Source organism: Pseudomonas sp. LBUM1649, from assembly GCF_059716155.1.
Genome location: NZ_CP166807.1, coordinates 1,093,093 through 1,112,994, shown reverse-complemented (window position 1 = coordinate 1,112,994; position 19,902 = coordinate 1,093,093). Strand labels below are relative to the sequence as shown.

Genomic DNA, 19,902 nt, shown 5'->3' with positions numbered 1-19,902 from the left:
GGTGTTACAGACGATCAGTCAGACCGGGATCACTCCCACTCGATCGTCGCTGGCGGCTTGCTCGACACGTCGTAGGTGACGCGGGAGATGCCTTCGATTTCATTGATGATGCGGCCGCTGACGGTTTCCAGCAGTTCGTAAGGCAGGTGTGCCCAACGCGCGGTCATGAAGTCGATGGTTTCCACGGCACGCAGGGCCACGACCCAGGCGTAGCGACGGCCATCGCCAACAACGCCAACCGATTTCACCGGCTGGAACACCACGAACGCCTGGCTGACCTTGTGGTACCAGTCGGCCTTGCGCAGTTCTTCGATGAAGATGTGGTCGGCACGACGCAGCAGGTCGGCGTATTCCTTCTTCACTTCGCCGAGGATGCGCACGCCCAGGCCCGGGCCCGGGAACGGGTGACGGTAGACCATGTCGTACGGCAGGCCCAGTTCCAGGCCCAGACGACGGACTTCGTCCTTGAACAGCTCACGCAGCGGTTCAACCAGCTTGAGGTTCATTTCTTCCGGCAGGCCGCCCACGTTGTGGTGCGACTTGATTACGTGGGCCTTGCCGCTTTTCGCGCCAGCCGACTCGATCACGTCCGGGTAGATAGTGCCTTGGGCCAGGTACTTGATGTTTTCCAGTTTGTTGGACTGGGCATCGAACACGTCGATGAAGGTACGACCGATGATCTTGCGCTTCTTCTCAGGGTCCGACTCGCCGGCCAGGTTGTCGAGGAACTGGTCCTCGGCGTTGGCGCGGATCACCTTGACGCCCATGTTCTCGGCGAACATGGCCATCACTTGCTCGCCTTCGTGCAAGCGCAACAGGCCGTTGTCGACGAACACACAGGTCAGCTGATCGCCAATGGCTTTGTGCAGCAACGCGGCAACCACGGAGGAGTCAACACCGCCGGACAGGCCGAGCAATACGTTGTCGGTGCCGACCTGGGCGCGAACCTGGGCGATGGCGTCTTCAGCGATCTTCGAAGGTGTCCACAGCGCTTCGCACTCGCAGATGTCGAGGATGAAGCGCGACAGGATGCGACCGCCCTGCTTGGTATGGGTCACTTCCGGGTGGAACTGCACGCCGTAGTAGCGACGCTCATCGCTGAACATGCCAGCGATCGGGCAGCTCGGGGTGCTGGCCAGGATGTGGAAATCGCTCGGCATCTTGGTGACCTTGTCACCGTGGCTCATCCACACGTCGAGGCCGAACAGGCCGTCGGCGTCGATGTGGTCTTCGATGCCGTCGAGCAGGCGGCTCTTGCCGACCACGTCAACACGGGCATAACCGAACTCACGCAGTTCGGAACCTTCAACCTTGCCGCCCAGTTGCTCGGCCATGGTCTGCATGCCGTAGCAGATACCGAAGACCGGCACGCCCAGGTCCCACACCGCTTGCGGTGCGCGAGGGCTGTCGGCGACGTGTACGGACTCGGGGCCGCCGGCGAGGATGATCCCTTTTGGCGCGAATTCGCGAATCGCTTCGTCATCCATGTCGAACGGGTGCAGTTCGCAGTACACGCCGATTTCACGCACGCGGCGGGCGATCAGCTGGGTGTACTGGGAACCGAAGTCGAGGATCAGGATGCGGTGGGCGTGAATATCGAGGGCCATGATTCAGTCTCGTCTAAGTCATTCAGAAACAGTCGTGATTCAGAAACAACTCGGGGCTGAATAATACAGCCCCGGTTGCTTAACTTTTTACTTGAAGGCTCAACCTACGCGGTAGTTTGGCGCTTCCTTGGTGATCTGCACGTCGTGAACGTGGGACTCGGCCATGCCAGCGCCGGTGATCCGCACGAACTCAGGCTTGGTGCGCATCTCTTCGATGTTGGCGCTACCGGTGTAGCCCATGGAAGAACGCAGGCCGCCCATCAGTTGATGGATGATGGCGCTCAGGGTGCCCTTGTACGGCACACGCCCTTCGATACCTTCCGGAACCAGCTTCTCGGCGCCTGCCGAGGAGTCCTGGAAGTAACGGTCGGAGGAACCTTGAGCCTGGGACATGGCGCCCAGCGAACCCATGCCGCGATAAGCCTTGTACGAACGGCCCTGGAACAGTTCGATCTCGCCCGGCGCTTCTTCGGTACCGGCGAACATCGAGCCCATCATCACGCAGGAGGCACCGGCCACGATGGCCTTGGACAGGTCACCAGAGAAACGGATACCGCCGTCGGCGATCAACGGCACGCCTGTGCCTTCAAGGGCAGCGGCGACGTTGGCGATGGCACTGATTTGCGGGACGCCGACACCGGCGACGATACGGGTGGTGCAGATCGAGCCAGGGCCGATACCGACCTTGACTGCGTCAGCGCCAGCTTCGGCCAGGGCCTTGGCTGCTGCGCCGGTGGCGATGTTGCCGCCGATGACCTGCACTTCAGGGAAATTCTCCTTGACCCAGCGAACGCGGTCGATCACGCCTTTGGAGTGACCGTGTGCGGTGTCGACCACCACCACGTCAACGCCGGCATTGACCAAGGCGGCTACGCGGTCACCGGTGTCTTTACCGGTGCCGACGGCAGCGCCAACGCGCAGACGACCTTGATCGTCCTTGCTGGCCAGCGGGTACGCCTTGGCTTTTTCGATGTCGTTGACGGTCATCATGCCTTTGAGGGCGAACTTGTCGTCGACGATCAGCACGCGTTCGATGCGGTGCTTGTGCAGCAACTCGCGAACGTCGTTCTTGTCGGCGCCTTCCTTGACCGTGACCAGACGCTCTTTGGGCGTCATCACTTCGCGGACAGTGGCTTCCAGACGGTTTTCGAAACGCACGTCACGGGAAGTGACGATGCCGACCAGGTCGCCATTGTGCAAAACCGGAACGCCGGAGATGTTGTGCTGGCGGGTCAGTTCGAACAGTTCACGAACCGTGGCATCGGCCTCGATAGTGATCGGGTCCTTGACCACGCCGGCTTCGTAACGCTTGACCTTGCGGACTTCGGCAGCTTGCTGCTCGATGGTCATGTTCTTGTGGATGATGCCGATACCACCTTCCTGAGCCATGGCGATTGCCAGACGGGCTTCAGTGACGGTGTCCATGGCGGCGGAAACCAGTGGAATATTCAGCTCGATGCCACGGGTAAGGCGGGTCTTGAGACTGACTTCGTTAGGAAGCACCTCGGAATAACCGGGCACTAGGAGAATGTCGTCGAATGTCAGAGCTTCTTGGCTGATACGCAGCATCGCGGGGGCTCCCGAGCGGGAAAATGGAAGCGCGCCATTATAGTCAGACACCCCCTCGGGTTCAATGTAAAACTCTGTCTATTATCGATGCGGTGATCGACGGACCCTATAACGCCAAAAATCCGCCGGGAACCGCCTTGCCGGTGATGGCATCCGGTCAAACCGCCAAACTGCTTTTCGTAGGAGCACAGCTTGCTGGCGATGGCGTCCTCAAGACCGCCATCGCCAGCAAGCTGTGCTCCTACAGTTCTACTTTCACCCAACTAACGGGTTGATCAAGCCAATCGGCAAACTCATCGATAAAGCTCTGCTTGAACCCCGCCTCGGCCCAGTTATTGAAGATGAAGCCCAGGTTGGAAAAGCCGCACTCCTGCAGGTACAGAAAGCCGTTGATGTCGTCTTCATGCCCGCATTCGGGGCAGGTGAAGTTGTCGGTACGCCCAGGCATCCAGTCTTCGAGGCTTTCAAACAGCGCTTCACCGATTTCCTTGCGACACTCGGCACAACCGGCCTCGCCAAGAAACCCCTTGGCCGGCGTATAAATGCAGCGCTTGGTGACGATCTCCAGGCCATTGATCGGCTCACCGAACGGCAGGGCTTGCGGGTGCAGGACCACTGCCCGGGCGCCATCGGCGATGGCGTGGGCCATGCGATTACCGGTGCGGCCACAGGTGGTCAGCTCTTCGTTGATGATGTTCTTGCGCACCAGCCAACGCACGATCGCCCGGGCCCGTGGTTCATGCACCGGCAGTGTGGAAATTTTCGGGACAATGATACTTTGGGAATTCATGGGGCGGCCTGCTGCAACGCTTTGAAAGAAGCCCGGCAGCTTAAGCCCCAGGCTCCGGAGGTCAAGTACTCAAGTAACGCCCGATCAAGGCGATACCGCTGGCCAGGACCAGCCAGGTCACCAGCCGGACGAACGCCTCGCGCGACAACTTCATGGTCAACCGTCGACCGATCCACAGGCCCAGTACCATGGCCGGCAGCAAACACAGCGCCAGCACCAACAAGGGTAGCTCGGCATAGACACCCGCGACAATGAACAGGCTCAAACGCACCACCGTGCTGCAACTGATCAGCGCGCTCTGGGTCGCTCGAGCCGCCTCCTTGGGCAAGCGGCTGTTCAAATAGATCGCATATAGAAAGCCGCCACTGCCAAACAACGCCCCGAACATCCCGCCCACGGTGCCCATCGGCAACGCCCAAGCGGCAGACAATTGCGCCGGACGGGTTTTGATCCACAGGCTGTAGATGGCATAGGCACTGATAAACAGCCCCATCAACAGCAGCAACAGATCGGACTTGAGGTTCAACAGGAAGATCACACCCAGCGTGCATCCCACGGCCATGCAGGGCAGTAATCGCAGCAGCTCAGGCTTGGCTACATCACGCCGCGAGGGCAACAGATTGCCGAATGCCGCGACGAAATCCAGCAACACCAGCAAGGGCACGATCTTCGACAGCGGCATGAACAGGATCAAGATCGGCCCGGCCACCAGCGCTGTGCCGAAACCAGCAATGCCGAACACGATGTACGCCAGGGCGATGCCCAGCCCAATTACCAGCCAATCCGTGGTGCCGAAGGGCCATTGGTTCATCAGTTCAAACACATTCTTCCCCAGTCATCCATGAATCTGTAGGAGCGAGCATGCTCGCGATGGACGTTAATGATAACGCGTTGTGTCTGGATAAACGCGTCGCCCTCAGGTCCATCGCGAGCATGCTCGCTCCTACAGGGGATCGTGCATTCCCGTGGAGATTGCCTTTATCATGCGCCCCATGATTAAAGATCCCTTTGCAAGACTCGGCCTGGACCGTGAAGTCCTGACTGTCAGCCAGCTCAACGGCCGCGCGCGGGTGTTGCTTGAAGACGTGTTCAGCAACATTTGGGTCGAAGGCGAAATCTCCAACCTCGCCCGACCGGCGTCGGGCCACGTGTATTTCACCCTCAAGGACAGCGGCGCCCAGGTGCGATGCGCGCTGTTTCGGCAAAACGCGGCGCGCGTGCGTCAAGCGTTGAAGGATGGCCTGGCGGTAAAGGTACGCGGCAAGGTCTCGTTGTTCGAGGGACGCGGCGACTACCAGCTGATCCTCGATACCGTGGAGCCGGCCGGTGATGGGGCGTTGCGCCTGGCATTCGATGCCTTGAAGGAAAAACTCAGCGCCGAAGGCCTGTTCAGCGCCGAGCGTAAAGTGCCGCTGCCGGCGCATCCGCAGCGCATTGGCATCATCAGCTCGCCCACCGGTGCGGTCATCCGCGACATCATCAGCGTGTTCCGCCGCCGCGCGCCGCAGGTGCAACTGACCCTGATCCCCACTGCCGTACAGGGCCGCGAAGCCACCGCGCAGATTGTCCGCGCCCTGAAACTGGCGGATGCCCGGGGCTTCGACGCGTTGATCCTGGCCCGCGGTGGCGGTTCGCTGGAAGACCTCTGGTGCTTCAACGAAGAAGCCGTGGCGCGCGCGGTGGATGCCTGCGTGACGCCGATCGTCAGCGCCGTCGGCCATGAAACCGATGTATCCATCAGTGACTTCGTCGCCGACGTCCGCGCACCCACGCCATCGGCCGCCGCCGAACTGCTGGCACCGGATTCCAGCGACCTGGTACGTCGGGTCGAAAGCCTGCATCGGCGCCTGGTGATGCGCATGCGCGATCGCCTGATGCGTGATCGGCTGCGCCTGGAAGGTATCTCTCGTCGCCTGCGACATCCCGGCGAACGCCTGCGCCAGCAAGCGCAACGCCTGGACGATCTGGACATGCGCATGCGTCGCGCCTTCGAACGTAGCCTCAACACTCGTCGCGAACGGCTGATCCGCCTGGAAACCCGCCTTGCCGGGCAACATCCGGGCCGTCAATTGGCGATGCTGCGCCAACGTCTCGACAGCCTCGCCGAACGCTTGCCCCGCGCCATCCGCGAGGGTCTGAAAAGCCGTCGCATGCAACTGCAGAGCCAGATGCAAACACTGCACGTGGTCAGTCCCCTGGCGACCCTCGGCCGTGGCTACAGCATTTTGCTCGACGAGCGTGGCAACGCGATCCGCAACGCCGCGCAGACCCACACTGGTCAGCGTCTGAAGGCCAAGTTGGGTGAAGGCGAACTGCAGGTGCGGGTCGAAGACAATCACCTGACGCCCGTCACCCTTTCTTTACTGGATTGATCCATGCCGCGTTTTTTAGCTCCGCTGCTGTTGCTGTGCCTGACCTTCAATGCCCACGCCGACAGTTACATCACCCGCCTGTTGAACAAACCGGTGCCGGGCGGCGTGGCGGTGGTCAACCTGGGAAGTTCCGCGCAAGCGCCGAAAGCCAGTTACCAGGGAAAACCGCTGCTGGTGGTCAAGGAACAGAACAACTGGCTGGCGATTGTCGGCGTGCCGCTGACGGTCAAGCCGGGCGCCCAGTCCATCAGCAGCGGTGGGCGCAGCCTGGGTTTCACCGTCGGCAACAAGAAATACCCGGAACAGCGCATCACCCTGAAAAACACCCAACAGGTTAATCCTGACCAGGACAATCTCAAGCGCATCGAGCGTGAGCTGGCCGAGCAGATCGCTGCCTACCGCACGTTCAGCCCGAATACGCCAAGCAACCTGCTGCTGGACAAACCGGTGAACGGACCGCTGTCGAGCAAGTTCGGAGTGCGCCGGTTCTTCAACGGCGAAGAGCGCAATCCTCACTCAGGTCTGGATTTCGCCGTACCTGCCGGTACGCCGATCAAGACCCCGGCCGCGGGCAAGGTGATCCTGATCGGCAACTACTTCTTCAATGGCAACACGGTGTTTGTCGACCATGGCCAGGGGTTCATCAGCATGTTCTGCCACATGTCGAAGATTGATGTGAAGGTTGGGCAGCAGCTGGCTCGCGGTGGTGTAGTCGGCAAGGTCGGTGCGACCGGCCGGGCGACCGGGCCGCATATGCACTGGAATGTCAGCCTGAATGATGCGCGGGTGGATCCGGCGATTTTTATTGGGGCGTTTCGGCCCTGAATTTGCGTTATAGCCACCGGCCTCATCGCGAGCAAGCTCGCTCCCACAGTGGATTTTCGTCGTACACAATATCTGTGTTCACACCGGCCAAATGTGGGAGCGAGCTTGCTCGCGATGGCGGCCCGACTGACACCGCCTACTCCGCCTCCAGATCCTCTATCCCATGAACCTCCCGATCCGCCAGACAATGCCTGACCCACTCCTGAGTCTCCGCTGAAAACCAGCTCAACTCCTCAGGCGTGATCAACTCGCGCGCACACAACCCAAGCAAATGCGAGCGCGCTTCATGGCGTGAAAACCTGAAGACGCCAAATGCCCAATACAGCTCCTTTTGCCCGGCCTTGAGCACTTCCTCGCTGGCATCGATCCGCTCGTAGGGGGCGATGCTCTTGTCCAGCACGATCTTTTCGACATCCGTCATGATCCGGACGCACATCCGCTCATGGGCCACCGGACGCAATACGCAATACTGTTTCCAATCGGACTCGTTCATCACCGACTCCTGTTTGCCAGTCGAGGCTTTAAAGAAGAATAGCCCCGCTGCGAGGACGCGGCGCTCCAACTGCCGATTGCGCATCGCTCAAACCTTGCACAAACAACCTCAAGATCATCACGATTCTCAGCAATATAATCTCGTTACAGATGTCCTGAAGAGGATTCCTCTCAATTTTTTTCGACCGCTTGCCATCCTTCACCCCCGCGGTTAGGGTTGAAGACATGAAAACCTCTCACACCCTCATTCAGCTTCGTCAGCACCGCAGCTTGTGCCTTGTCAGCGCACGACTGCCGGGCTGAATCGCGGCGCCTCATCCCAAGCGTTACTCCAAGAACATTTGATCCACCGGCAGGCCGCCTTTTTTCGGCCCACACAATAAGGATTTCCCGATGAGCATGCTCAAAGACCCGTCTTCGAAATACCGCGCGTTCCCGACCATCGATATCCCGGACCGCACCTGGCCGTCGAAGACCATCACCGCCGCGCCGATCTGGTGCAGCTCCGATCTGCGTGACGGCAACCAATCGCTGATCGAACCGATGGACGCCGTCAAGAAGCTGCGTTTCTGGAAAACCCTGGTGTCTGTCGGCGTGAAAGAAATCGAAGCCTCGTTTCCGGCCGCTTCGCAAACCGACTTCGATTTCGTGCGCAGCTTGATCGAAGGTGGCCACATCCCGGACGACACCACCATCCAGGTGCTGACCCAGGGCCGTGAAGACCTGATCGCACGCACTTTCGAATCCCTGCGTGGGGCGAAGAAAGCCATCGTTCACCTGTACAACGCCACCTCCCCTTCCTTCCGCCGCATTGTCTTCAACCAGGACAAGGACGGGATCAAGGAAATCGCCGTGAGCGCGGCCAAGCTGTTCGTCAAGTACGCCGCCCAGCAACCGGAAACCCAGTGGACCTTCGAGTACTCGCCGGAAACTTTCAGCGCCACCGAGCTGGAGTTCGCCAAGGAAGTCTGTGATGCGGTGATCGAAGTCTGGAATCCGACGCCCGAGCACAAGATGATCCTCAACCTGCCGGCCACCGTCGAATGCGCGACCCCGAACATCTATGCCGACCAGATCGAATGGTTCGGCCGCCACATCAACCGTCGTGACAGCGTGATCATCAGCCTGCACACCCACAACGACCGTGGCACCGGCGTTGCCGCCACCGAGCTGGGCCTGATGGCCGGCGCCGACCGTGTCGAAGGCTGCCTGTTCGGCAACGGCGAGCGCACCGGCAACGTCGACCTGGTGACCGTAGCCCTGAACCTCTACACCCAGGGCGTGCACCCTGAGCTGGACTTCTCCGACATCGACGGCGTGCGTAAAGTCGTCGAAGAGTGCAACCAGATCCAGGTGCACCCGCGTCACCCGTACGTCGGCGACCTGGTGCACACCGCGTTCTCCGGCTCGCACCAGGATGCGATCCGCAAGGGCTTCGCCCAGCAGAAATCCGATGCCCTGTGGGAAGTGCCGTACCTGCCGATCGACCCGGCCGACATCGGCCGCAGCTACGAGGCGGTCATCCGCGTCAACAGCCAGTCGGGCAAGGGCGGTATCGCCTACTTGCTGGAGCAGGAATACGGCATCAGCCTGCCGCGTCGCATGCAGATCGAGTTCAGCCAGGTCGTGCAGCGTGAAACCGATCGCCTGGGCCTGGAAATGACTGCCCAGCAAATCCACGCGCTGCTGCACAGCGAGTACTTGCAGGCCAACACCCCGTACGCGCTGGTCAGCCATCGCCTGCAGGAAGAAAACGGCCACAGTGCCGTCGAAGTGGAAGTGGCCAGCAAAGGCCAGGGCGAAACCAACCTGCACTGGCGCGGCAAGGGCAACGGCGCCCTGGAAGCACTGGTGGCCGGTCTGCCGATCCCGGTGGAAATCATGGACTACAACGAACACGCCATCGGCGCGGGCACCAATGCCAAGGCCGCGGCCTACATTGAACTGCGAGTGAATGGCGAGCGTGCGGTGCACGGCGTGGGCATCGATGAAAACATCACCACCGCCAGCTTCAAGGCCCTGTTCAGCGCGCTGAACCGCTCGCTGAGTCTGCCGGAAGCGAAAGCGGCGTAAGCCATCGCTGAAACACAAAAGGCCCCGAGATGCGAATCTCGGGGCCTTTTTGTTTTGCCTTGATCGTTCCCACGCTCTGCGTGGGAATGCAGCCCGGGACGCTCCGCGTCCCTTTTTACAGCTGGAACGCGGAGCGTCCCCTGAGGCATTCCCACGCAGAGCGTGGGAACGATCTGTCACGTAAACTCGAAGGTATCGGCATCAAGATTCGCCGGAAACCGCGTGCGGTAGGCCGCCAGTTCTGCCGCATCCAGCACCACCTTGAACACCCCGTCAGCCTCGCCAACACTGAGCAACGTCTCGCCCTGGAAGTCCAGCACCTGACTGTCACCGGTATAGGCAAAGCCTTTGCCGTCTGTGCCGATGCGGTTTACCGCCGCCACATAACAAAGGTTCTCGATCGCCCGCGCCGGGAGCAAACGGTTCCAGTGCTGGCGCCGTGCACCCGGCCAATTCGCGGTATAGAGCAGCAAGTCCGTGTCCTGCGGGTCACGGCTCCACACCGGGAAACGCAGGTCGTAACAAATCAGCGGTCGCACTCGCCAGCCCTTGAGCTCGAACTGCACCTGGCGCTCGCCGGGGGTGTAGTGATTATGTTCACCGGCCATGCGGAACAAATGGCGCTTGTCGTAGTGCCACACTTCGCCGTCCGGCCGTGCCCACAACAGGCGGTTGCGATGGCTGCCATCAGCGGCCTGCACAATCACGCTACCGGTGATCACCGCATCGAGCTTCAAAGCCTGCGCCCGCAGCCATTTGCTGGTGGGGCCGTTTTCCGCTTCGGCGAGGGTCTCGGACTCCATCGAGAAACCGGTGGTGAACATCTCCGGCAGAATGATCAGATCCGCGCCGCGAGCCTGTTCCAGCAACGGCTCGAAATGCTCCAGGTTGGCCTGGCGGTCATGCCAGGCCAGGGTGGTCTGGATCAGCGCAACGGTCAGGTTCGGCAGCGCACTCAGATCACGCATAGTTTTTCCGCTGCTTCACGCAGGGTCTCCTCACGTTTGGCAAAGCACAGACGCACCAGGCGCTGGCCGACCGGTGGCGTCTGGTAGAACACCGAGATCGGAATACTCGCCACGCCATGTTCGCGGGTCATCCACAGGGCCATTTCCACATCATTGAGGTCCGGACGGATCTGCGAGTAGTCGACCAGCTGGAAGTACGTACCGGCCACCCGGGTGAAACTGAAGCGCGAAGGCGCCAGCAGATCGCAGAACAAATCGCGTTTGGCCTGATAGAACGCCGGCAGCTCTTCCACGTGTTCCGGGTGTTCGGCCATGAAATCGGCCAAGGCATATTGCAGCGGCGTCACGCCGCAAAAACTCACGTACTGGTGCACCTTGCGCAGCTCCGCCGTGAGGGCCGGTGGCGCGACCACGTAGCCGGTTTTCCAGCCAGTGACGTGATAGGTCTTGCCGAACGAGCTGACCACAAAGGCGCGCTCGTACAGCTCTTGATGATTGAGCACGCTGACGTGCGCCACACCGTCGAACACCAGGTGTTCGTAGACTTCGTCGCTGATCAGATAAATATCGCGATCACGAATCAGATCCGCTAACTGATCCAGCTCGGCACGGCTGATCAGCGCACCACTCGGGTTGTGCGGTGTGTTCAGCACAATCATTCGCGTGCGCGGCGTTATCGCCTCAGCCAGCTTTTGGAAGTCGATGGAGAAATCATCCAGCCCGAGCTGCACATGCACGCAACGACCGCCGGCCAGCTCCACCGAGGGCTCGTAACTGTCATAGCACGGATCGAACACAATCACTTCGTCGCCGCTGTGGATAACCGCCTGAATCGCACAGAAGATCGCTTGAGTGGCGCCGGGAGTAACCGTCACTTCATGCTCGGCATCCACGTTGACGCCGTAGTTGCGAGCGATCTTCGCCGAAATCTGCTGACGCAGCGCCGGCAGGCCGGTCATCGGCGAATACTGGTTGTGGCCACTGGCAATATGCCGACCGACCGCATCGCACAGGGCCTGCGGGGCAGCGAAATCGGGAAAACCCTGGGACAGGTTGATCGCCCCGGTTTGCGCCGCGAGCTGAGACATCTGAGTGAAGATAGTGATGCCGACATTCGGCAGCTTACTGGTGATCATCGAGGATTCCCTGCTCTACACCCGGCTCTAACGGCGGCGCGGGAGAGCCCGAGGATAGCCCATTCAGCGCCCACAAAAAAAGGCTGCCTACCGGTACCCCTTTTCTAATACATTCACCGCATTACTCTGTGGTGAGGGGATTTATCCCCGTTCGGCTACGAAGTAGTCGTAAACCCTGTAAATGTGCTGTGCCTGCTGCACCTTACTCACAGGATCAGGGCCGCTACGCAGCCCAACGGGGATAAATCCCCTCGCCACAGAAGCCCCCACACAAAGGTGTGGGGTGGTGAATCAGCGCTTGTCGCGGCGCTTCTTGTCGGCCTTCTTGTGGTGCGACATCAAGCGACGCTTCTTGTTGACCTGACGGTCTGTCAGCGAGTTCTTGTTGCCTTCGTACGGGTTCTCGCCGCCCTTGAACTCGATGCGGATCGGCGTACCAACCAGCTTCAAGACACGACGGTAAGTGTTTTCCAGGTAACGAACGTACGACTTCGGCACCTTCTCGATCTGGTTACCGTGGATCACGATGATCGGCGGGTTCGCACCACCCAAGTGGGCGTAACGCAGCTTGATCCGGCGGTTGTTGACCATCGGTGGCGCGTGCTCGCCAACCGCGTCTTCCAGGATCTGGGTCAGGCGGTTGGTCGGCCAGCGGGTGACCGCGGACTTGAACGAGTTCTGTACCGAGGCGTAGAGATTGCCCACGCCAGTGCCGTGCAGTGCCGAGATGAAGTGGATGTCGGCGTAGTCAACGAAGAACAGCCGACGTTGCAGCTCGACCTTCACGAAGTCGCGCTCGCTCGGCGTCATGCCGTCCCACTTGTTGATCGCGATGACCAGCGCACGACCCGATTCAATGGCAAAGCCCAGCAGGTTGAGGTCGTGGTCCACCACGCCTTCGCGGGCGTCCATCACGAAGATCACCACGTTGGCGTCTTTGATCGCTTGCAGGGTTTTGACCACGGAGAACTTTTCGACTTCTTCGTGGATCTTGCCGCGCTTGCGCACACCGGCGGTGTCGATCAGCGTGTACTTCTCGTCGTTACGCTCGAACGGGATGTAGATACTGTCGCGGGTGGTGCCGGGTTGGTCGTAGACGATGACCCGGTCTTCACCGAGCATACGGTTGACCAGGGTCGACTTGCCGACGTTCGGGCGACCGATGATCGCGATCTTGATCCCGTCTTTTTCGCTCGGGCCAGGAATGCGCTTGGCTTCCTCGCCTTCGGCGACGTCCTCTTCCTCGCCTTCTTCCGGCTCTTCTTCGTCTTTCGGGAACTCGCTCAGGGCGATTTCCAGCATCTGGGTGATGCCGCGGCCATGAGCACCGGCGATCGGGATCGCGTGGCCCATGCCCAACGGAGCGAATTCGGCGCGGGCCATTTCAGGGTCGATATTGTCGACCTTGTTGGCAACCACGTAGGAACGCTTGTTACGTTTGCGCAAATGCTCGGCGATCATCTGGTCGGCGGCGGTGAAACCGGCCTTGGCATCTACCAGGAATAGAACAACATCCGCTTCTTCAATGGCCAGCAGCGACTGCTCGGCCATTTTTTCGTCCATACCATGCTCGTCACCGGAGATACCGCCGGTGTCGACCAGAATGTAGGAACGCCCTTGCCACTTGGCCTCACCGTATTGGCGATCACGGGTCAGACCGGACAAGTCGCCGACGATGGCGTCACGAGTCCTGGTCAGGCGGTTGAACAAGGTGGACTTGCCGACGTTCGGTCGGCCCACCAGGGCGATTACGGGAACCATGCGGCTCTCCACTTCGTTATTTCAGAAAATACAAAAGCCGCTGCGAGGCAGCGGCTGGTGCTCGGGGCAACACTGTGCGCTTGTCTGTGGGAGCGAGCCGGCTCCGGGCGGCGTTCCGACGAAAAACGCCAGGGCACCGCGTTTATTCAGGACGCAAACGTATTCGTTGACGTCCATCGCGAGCAGGCTCGCTCCCACATTCATACCCGCAAGTGAAGCAGCCAGGGGTGGTTAACCCCAAGCATAGTTCTTACTTAATGGTCAGGGCTTCCAGTTTGCCGCTGTTGCCATATACATAAATCGTGTCACCCACCACCAGCGGACGCGCACGCAGGCCGTCGCTGTCGATGCGCTCACGGCCGACGAATCGACCGTCCACCTGACTCAACAGGTGCAGGTAACCTTCCAGGTCACCGACTGCAACGTAGCTGGAGAACACTTCCGGAGCCGACAGTTGGCGACGAGCCAGCGAATCGTTGCTCCACAAGGCTGTGGTGGAACGCTCGTCGACGCCTTCAACAGTGCCCGAAGACAGGCTCACGTAGACGCTGCCGAAACCCTGGGCGACACCGGCGTAGCTGGAAGCATCACGCTGCCAGAGCTGACGGCCGCTTTGCAGGTCCAGTGCCGCAACGCGACCCTGGTAGCTGGCGACATAAATCGTCTCACCGGACAACAGCAAGCCGCCGTCGATGTCGACAACACGTTCCAGTTCCGAACGACCTTGCGGGATCGCTACACGCTGTTCCCACACCGGCACGCCGTTGGAAATGTCGAGAGCGACCACTTTACCGGTCGAAAAGCCAGCCACCGCGAGGCGGTTGGTGACGATCGGTGCGCTGGTACCGCGCAGGGTCAGCACCGCCGGGGTGCTGTCATACAACCAGCGCTGGTTGCCGGTGGCGGCATCCAGACCGATCAAACGGTCGTCCTGGGTCTGAACCACGACCACATCGCCATTATTGGCCGGCGGTGCGAGGACTTCACTGGACACGCGAGCGCGCCATTTCTCTTCGCCGTTGATGGCGTCCAGGGCAACGATTTCACCCTTGATCGTACCGATCGTCAGCAGACCGTAACCCACGCCAACGGCGCCGGAAACAGGCAGTTCGAGATCTTTCTTCCACTTGACGTCGCCGTTGCTGCGATCCAGTGCCATCACCACACCGGTGACATCGGCGGCATAGATGGTATCGCCCTCGATGGCCGGAACCAGCATGTTGTAGGTTTCGCCCTGACCGTCACCGATCGAACGACTCCACTGCTTTTGCAGGACCACTTCTTCCTTGAAGTCGGTCAACTCGGCCGGTGGCAATTCTTTCTTGCTGTTGCTGCTGCAACCCGCGGCCAAAATGGCCAGGGCCAGCAATGCTGCATGCTTCCAACGGATCACGTCACGCATCCCCTTTGGCCAGGTCGTCCAGCTTGATTTGCAGGCCACCGACCGCCGCTTCATCCGACAGTGCCGCCTTGGCTTTTTGATACGCCGCGTGCGCTTCGTCGGTACGACCCAGCTGCACCAGCAGGTCGCCCTTGAGTTCTTCGCGAGTGGCCAGGAAGGCCTTGTCGGCATCGCCTTCAAGCAGCTTCAGGGCTTCATCGGTCTTGTTCTGCGCGGCCAGTACCTGCGCCAGGCGCTGACGGGCGATTTCGCCCAGTGCCGGGTTGGCCGGTTTGGCGACGATGGCCTTCAGCTCGCTGGCTGCGTCATCGAGCTTGCCGCTGTCGACCGCGACTTTCGCCACGAACAGGCTGCCGTATTGCGCATAGGCACTACCGCCGAACTCGCTGTTGAGCTTGCCGGCCAAGTCCGAGACACGCGCCGCATCAGGCTTGCCGTCAGGCGTCAGCGTGGTTTCGAGCAATTGCTGATAGAGCACCGAGGCGCCTTGCGACTGGTTGCTCTGATACTTCTGGAACGCCTGCCAACCGAACACGATGACCAGCGCCAACAGGCCGCCAGTGACCAGGGGCTTGCCGTTGCGTGACCACCATTCCTTAAAATCCGCCAGCTGTTCGTCTTCGGTACTCGACACCCCAATACTCCTTAATCGCTAATTCGGCTGTTATGACAGCTTCAACCCTGCACGACGCAGGTGGCCAGGTGTGCAGCAAGCGCATCCCAGGCAATGCTTTGTTGTTCGCCCTGGCCACGCAGGGGTTTGAAACCTACCACTTGCTGGGCCATTTCATCGTCACCGAGAATCAGTGCGTACAGCGCACCGCTCTTGTCGGCTTTCTTGAACTGGCTCTTGAAGCTGCCAGCGCCGGCATTGACTTGCAGGCGCAGGTTGGGCAACTGGTCGCGCACGCGCTCGGCCAGGGTCAGGCCAGCCAGCTCGGCGGCTTCACCGAAGGCGCAGAGGTAGACGTCGACCTGACGGGAGATCTCTTGCGGGATCTGCTCCAGGGTTTCCAGCAGCAATACCAGGCGCTCGATGCCCATGGCGAAACCGACGCCCGCAGTCGGCTTGCCGCCCATCTGCTCGACCAGCCCGTCGTAACGACCACCGGCACATACCGTGCCCTGGGCACCCAGTTTGTCGGTGACCCATTCGAAAACGGTCTTGCTGTAGTAGTCCAGCCCGCGAACCAGCTTCGGGTTGATCACGTAGGGAATGCCCGCGGCGTCCAGGCGAGCCTTGAGGCCCTCGAAATGCACACGGGATTCTTCGTCGAGGTAGTCGGCCATTTTCGGCGCATCGACCAGAATCGCCTGAGTGTCGGCATTCTTGGTGTCCAGGACCCGCAGCGGGTTGGTCTTCAGGCGGCGCTGGCTGTCTTCGTCCAGCTTGTCCAGGTGACCGGACAGGAACTCGACCAGCGCTTCACGATAGCGGCCACGGGACTCGCTGGTGCCCAGGCTGTTGAGTTCGAGCTTGACCGCATCGCGGATGCCCAGCTCGCCCCACAGGCGCCAGGTCAGCACGATCAGCTCGGCGTCGATGTCCGGACCGTCGAGGTTGAACACCTCGACACCGATCTGGTGGAACTGGCGATAACGGCCTTTCTGCGGACGCTCGTGGCGGAACATCGGGCCGATGTACCAGAGCTTCTGCACCTGGCCACCGCCGGTGATGCCGTGTTCGAGCACCGCACGCACGCAGGCTGCTGTGCCTTCAGGGCGCAGGGTCAGGGAATCGCCGTTGCGGTCGTCGAAGGTGTACATCTCTTTTTCGACGATGTCGGTCACTTCACCGATGGAGCGCTTGAACAGCTCGGTGAACTCGACGATCGGCATGCGGATCTGCTTGTAACCGTAGTTATCCAGCAAACGCGAAACAGTACCTTCGAAATGACGCCACAGGGGGGTCTGTTCGGGCAGGATGTCGTTCATGCCACGTATGGCTTGCAGAGACTTGCTCACATTAAATCCTTAAATTCGTTCGGCTCTTCAGTCGGGCTCAGCCGCGCGCGATAACCGCTGCGTCAGCTTCGACCTTTTCGGCCGCTTTCTGGCGGATCAAGCGTTCAAGCTCATCCACCAGATTGTCATTCGTCAATTTCTGCGACGGCTTGCCGTCGATGTAAATCAGGTTTGGCGTGCCGCCGGTCAAGCCGATATGGGCTTCCTTGGCTTCACCCGGGCCGTTGACCACGCAACCGATCACCGCAACATCCAGCGGCACCAGCAGGTCTTCGAGGCGTCCTTCCAGCTCGTTCATGGTTTTCACCACATCGAAGTTCTGCCGCGAGCAACTCGGGCAGGCGATGAAGTTGATGCCACGGGAACGCAGATGCAGGGACTTGAGAATGTCGTAGCCGACTTTCACTTCCTCGACCGGGTCAGCCGCCAACGAGATGCGAATGGTATCGCCAATCCCTTCGGCGAGCAGCATACCGAGGCCCACGGCAGATTTCACTGTGCCTGATCGCAAACCACCGGCTTCGGTAATCCCCAGGTGCAGCGGCTGGACGATTTCCTTGGCCAGCAAGCGGTAGGCTTCGACAGCCATGAACACATCGGAGGCCTTCACGCTGACCTTGAAGTCCTGGAAGTTCAGGCGCTCAAGGTGCTCGACGTGGCGCAATGCGGATTCGACCAGCGCGGCGGGCGTCGGCTCGCCGTATTTTTTCTGCAGGTCTTTTTCCAGGGAGCCGGCGTTCACCCCGATACGGATCGGAATACCGCGATCGCGGGCGGCGTCGACCACCGCACGCACGCGGTCTTCGCGACCGATGTTGCCCGGGTTGATCCGCAGGCAGTCAACGCCCAGTTCGGCCACGCGCAAGGCGATCCGGTAGTCGAAGTGAATGTCGGCGACCAATGGCACCTTGACCAGCTGCTTGATCTTGCCGAAGGCCTCGGCGGCGTCCATGTCCGGCACGGAGATCCGCACGATATCGACACCCGCGGCTTCCAGGCGATTGATCTGCGCAACGGTTGCAGCGACGTCGTTGGTGTCGCTGTTGGTCATGCTTTGCACAGCGATAGGCGCATCGCCGCCAACAGGTACGTTACCGACCCAGATCTTGCGCGATTCGCGACGTTTGATTGGAGATTCGCCGTGCATGACTTATTGACCCAACTTCAGGCGAGCAGTCTCGCCACTGGTGAACGGAGCGACATTGACCGCCTGACCGTTGTAGCTGACCTGCGCACCGCGGGCGAAGCCCAGGCGCACGGAAAACGGCGGCTTGCCACTGAAGGAAACGCTATCGCCTTTTCGCTTTAGACCGCTCAACAGCACCTTACCGGTGCCGTCGGTCACCTGGGTCCAGCAATCGGCAGTGAACTGCAATTGAACCTGGCCCTGGCCAGCCACCGCAGGCGCTGCTGGAGCTGGAGCTGGAGCTGGAGCCGCAGCGGTTGGTGCTGGCACTGGAGCAATCGGCGCAGTCACCGCCGGCGCCGCAACGGCAGGAACAACCGGGGCTGGCGCCGCTGGTGTGGCGACGAGCGGAGCGGCGGCGGCCGACGCAACAGGTGCCGCCGCTGGCGTTTCAGTCGGTGCCTGAGTCGCGGTGTCGGCCTGCGGCAATGCCAGGGCCGTTGCGTTTTGCGCCTCACCCTCGGCGACAGCCTGGTCTTCCGGCTCGTCCAGCGGATGAATCTGGGTGGTGCCGTCGGCGCCTTCGACTTCAACGTGTTCCGGGCTCAGGCTGATCAGGTCCTTGGTGCGCTGTGAGGTCTGGTCCTGCCACCAGATAAACCCGCCACCCACCACGGCCACCAGCAACAACAGGCTGACAATGCGCAAGATAGTGTGGGACACGCGCACTGGCTCTTCGATACGGCCCAGGCTGTGAACGCTGCTGCCCTTGGAATCGGTACCGGTGGATTGGTCGAACTGCTGGACCAGAACGGCCTGGTCCATGCCGAGCAATTTGGCATAGGCGCGAATATAGCCGCGGGCAAAGGTATGCCCCGGCAGCTTGTCGAAAGCACCGGCTTCCAGATTGCTCAGGGAATTGACGGTAAGGTTGAGCTTGAGGGCCACTTCGGCCAGCGACCAGCCATTGCTTTCGCGGGCCTGGCGCAAGGTCTCACCGGGGTTAACGCGATTCGCTGCTACAACTTCGGGATGCGCCGCTTTCATCATTGCTCCGACAGGTATTGCTGATATTCCGGTGTACCGGGATAGAGTCGTTTTAATTGCAGGCCAGAACTGGCGGCCTTGTCGCGATCATCAAACACTTTTGCCAGCCGAATGCCGAGCAATAGACTACGTGCATTTTGCTCGGCAAGCAGGCTAAAACGGTCGTAATAGTCACGCGCGGGCACATAATGCCTGTCTTCGTAAGACAACTCAGCCATTTCCAGCAATGCCCGAGGCTGTTGTCGATTCAAACGCAGGGCTTTTTCCAGTTGTTGCTGGGCCAACTCACGCTGGCCAAGCATCGAGGCTGTCATGCCGAGGTTCTCGAACACTCGAGAACGCTCAGGATACAGGGTATCGGCGGCGGCCTGTTCGAAGCGCTCGTAGGCTTCCTTGTAACGTTTCTGCTCGTAGAGAAAGCTGCCGTAGTTGTTGAGGATTCGCGCATCGGCGGGACGGGAAGACAGCGCCTTGCGAAAATGCTCGTCAGCCAGCTCCGGTTCCATTTCGGCCTGGAACACCAACCCCAGCGCCGCATTGGCGTCCGGGTCTGCGGCGTCCAGCTCCAGCGCCTTCTTCAAGGGCACTTTTGCGCGCTCGGTCATGCCCTGTTGCAAATAACCGATGCCCAATTGCACGTAGGCCCCGCGCGCCTCGTCACGGCCTTTGCTGGTCTTCATCGGGTTGTAGTCGCCCGAAAGCACACAGCCAGCACACAGGCTGGCCAATAGCAAAAGCAGCGCAAAGCGCAGGGACATGGAGTTCCTCT

At 60.5% G+C, this 19,902-nt stretch carries 18 protein-coding genes; 4 read left to right on the top strand and 14 right to left on the bottom strand.

Features of this window, described 5'->3' with window-relative positions:
• Window positions 1–29: 29 nt before the first annotated feature.
• Together guaA and guaB are read right to left on the bottom strand one after the other, a co-directional pair.
• A complete protein-coding gene (gene guaA / locus ACA058_RS04975) occupies window positions 30–1,607 on the bottom strand; it encodes a glutamine-hydrolyzing GMP synthase (RefSeq protein ID WP_497638113.1) in 1,578 nt (525 codons plus the stop codon).
• A gap of 99 nt (window positions 1,608–1,706) precedes the next feature.
• A complete protein-coding gene (gene guaB / locus ACA058_RS04970; protein WP_497638112.1) occupies window positions 1,707–3,176 on the bottom strand; it encodes an IMP dehydrogenase in 1,470 nt (489 codons plus the stop codon).
• Between the two features lie 23 nt (window positions 3,177–3,199).
• Between guaB and ACA058_RS04965 the strand changes: the two genes are divergently transcribed.
• Window positions 3,200–3,451, top strand: coding sequence for a hypothetical protein (locus ACA058_RS04965; protein ID WP_497638111.1), 252 nt, complete (start codon window positions 3,200–3,202; stop codon window positions 3,449–3,451).
• Here the strand turns inward: ACA058_RS04965 and ACA058_RS04960 are convergent.
• Together ACA058_RS04960 and ACA058_RS04955 are read right to left on the bottom strand one after the other, a co-directional pair.
• Complete coding sequence (locus tag ACA058_RS04960; RefSeq protein WP_497638110.1) at window positions 3,418–3,966, bottom strand: sugar ABC transporter ATPase; 549 nt, start codon at window positions 3,964–3,966, stop codon at window positions 3,418–3,420. The two genes, ACA058_RS04965 and ACA058_RS04960, sit on opposite strands and share 34 nt — an antisense overlap.
• A 61-nt stretch (window positions 3,967–4,027) precedes the next feature.
• Window positions 4,028–4,777, bottom strand: coding sequence for a sulfite exporter TauE/SafE family protein (locus tag ACA058_RS04955; protein ID WP_497638109.1), 750 nt, complete (start codon window positions 4,775–4,777; stop codon window positions 4,028–4,030).
• 181 nt (window positions 4,778–4,958) lie between these two features.
• On the opposite strand from ACA058_RS04955, the gene xseA reads away from it, so the two are divergent.
• Together xseA and ACA058_RS04945 are read left to right on the top strand one after the other, a co-directional pair.
• Complete coding sequence (gene xseA, locus ACA058_RS04950; RefSeq protein WP_497639860.1) at window positions 4,959–6,338, top strand: exodeoxyribonuclease VII large subunit; 1,380 nt, start codon at window positions 4,959–4,961, stop codon at window positions 6,336–6,338.
• A gap of 3 nt (window positions 6,339–6,341) precedes the next feature.
• Complete coding sequence (locus tag ACA058_RS04945; protein ID WP_497638108.1) at window positions 6,342–7,163, top strand: peptidoglycan DD-metalloendopeptidase family protein; 822 nt, start codon at window positions 6,342–6,344, stop codon at window positions 7,161–7,163.
• 136 nt (window positions 7,164–7,299) lie between these two features.
• Here the strand turns inward: ACA058_RS04945 and ACA058_RS04940 are convergent, their stop codons facing one another.
• On the bottom strand, window positions 7,300–7,656 hold the full coding sequence (locus ACA058_RS04940) for a hypothetical protein (protein WP_497639859.1): 357 nt from the start codon (window positions 7,654–7,656) through the stop codon (window positions 7,300–7,302).
• Window positions 7,657–8,048: 392 nt separating this feature from the next.
• On the opposite strand from ACA058_RS04940, the gene leuA reads away from it, so the two are divergent.
• Entirely contained in the window at window positions 8,049–9,728 is a 1,680-nt protein-coding gene (gene leuA / locus ACA058_RS04935; RefSeq protein WP_497638107.1) for a 2-isopropylmalate synthase, read from the top strand.
• A 176-nt stretch (window positions 9,729–9,904) separates the two neighbouring features.
• On the opposite strand, the gene ACA058_RS04930 is transcribed toward leuA, so the two are convergent.
• The 9 genes from ACA058_RS04930 to pilW all read right to left on the bottom strand — a co-directional run bounded on the left by ACA058_RS04930 (window position 9,905) and on the right by pilW (window position 19,891).
• Window positions 9,905–10,696 carry an amidohydrolase gene (locus ACA058_RS04930; protein WP_497638106.1) on the bottom strand — a complete coding sequence of 264 codons (792 nt, stop codon included), beginning with the start codon at window positions 10,694–10,696 and terminating at the stop codon, window positions 9,905–9,907.
• Complete coding sequence (locus ACA058_RS04925) at window positions 10,684–11,832, bottom strand: pyridoxal phosphate-dependent aminotransferase (RefSeq protein WP_497638105.1); 1,149 nt, start codon at window positions 11,830–11,832, stop codon at window positions 10,684–10,686. The genes ACA058_RS04930 and ACA058_RS04925 overlap by 13 nt, the downstream gene beginning before the upstream one ends.
• A 291-nt stretch (window positions 11,833–12,123) precedes the next feature.
• Window positions 12,124–13,593, bottom strand: a complete 1,470-nt coding sequence (gene der, locus ACA058_RS04920) for a ribosome biogenesis GTPase Der (protein ID WP_160390245.1) — start codon at window positions 13,591–13,593, stop codon at window positions 12,124–12,126.
• Window positions 13,594–13,843: 250 nt separating this feature from the next.
• Window positions 13,844–14,995 (bottom strand): outer membrane protein assembly factor BamB, encoded by a 1,152-nt coding sequence (bamB, locus tag ACA058_RS04915; RefSeq protein ID WP_408599845.1) that lies wholly within the window; start codon window positions 14,993–14,995, stop codon window positions 13,844–13,846.
• Window positions 14,988–15,629 carry a tetratricopeptide repeat protein gene (locus ACA058_RS04910; RefSeq protein WP_497638104.1) on the bottom strand — a complete coding sequence of 214 codons (642 nt, stop codon included), beginning with the start codon at window positions 15,627–15,629 and terminating at the stop codon, window positions 14,988–14,990. The genes bamB and ACA058_RS04910 overlap by 8 nt, the downstream gene beginning before the upstream one ends.
• Window positions 15,630–15,670: 41 nt before the next feature.
• A complete protein-coding gene (hisS, locus tag ACA058_RS04905) occupies window positions 15,671–16,960 on the bottom strand; it encodes a histidine--tRNA ligase (protein WP_497638103.1) in 1,290 nt (429 codons plus the stop codon).
• Between the two features lie 37 nt (window positions 16,961–16,997).
• Window positions 16,998–18,107, bottom strand: coding sequence for a flavodoxin-dependent (E)-4-hydroxy-3-methylbut-2-enyl-diphosphate synthase (gene ispG / locus ACA058_RS04900; RefSeq protein ID WP_007944259.1), 1,110 nt, complete (start codon window positions 18,105–18,107; stop codon window positions 16,998–17,000).
• 3 nt (window positions 18,108–18,110) lie between these two features.
• Window positions 18,111–19,133, bottom strand: coding sequence for a RodZ domain-containing protein (locus ACA058_RS04895; protein WP_497638102.1), 1,023 nt, complete (start codon window positions 19,131–19,133; stop codon window positions 18,111–18,113).
• Window positions 19,133–19,891 carry a type IV pilus biogenesis/stability protein PilW gene (pilW, locus tag ACA058_RS04890; RefSeq protein WP_497638101.1) on the bottom strand — a complete coding sequence of 253 codons (759 nt, stop codon included), beginning with the start codon at window positions 19,889–19,891 and terminating at the stop codon, window positions 19,133–19,135. Before pilW ends, ACA058_RS04895 begins: the two co-directional genes overlap by 1 nt.
• Window positions 19,892–19,902: the final 11 nt, after the last annotated feature.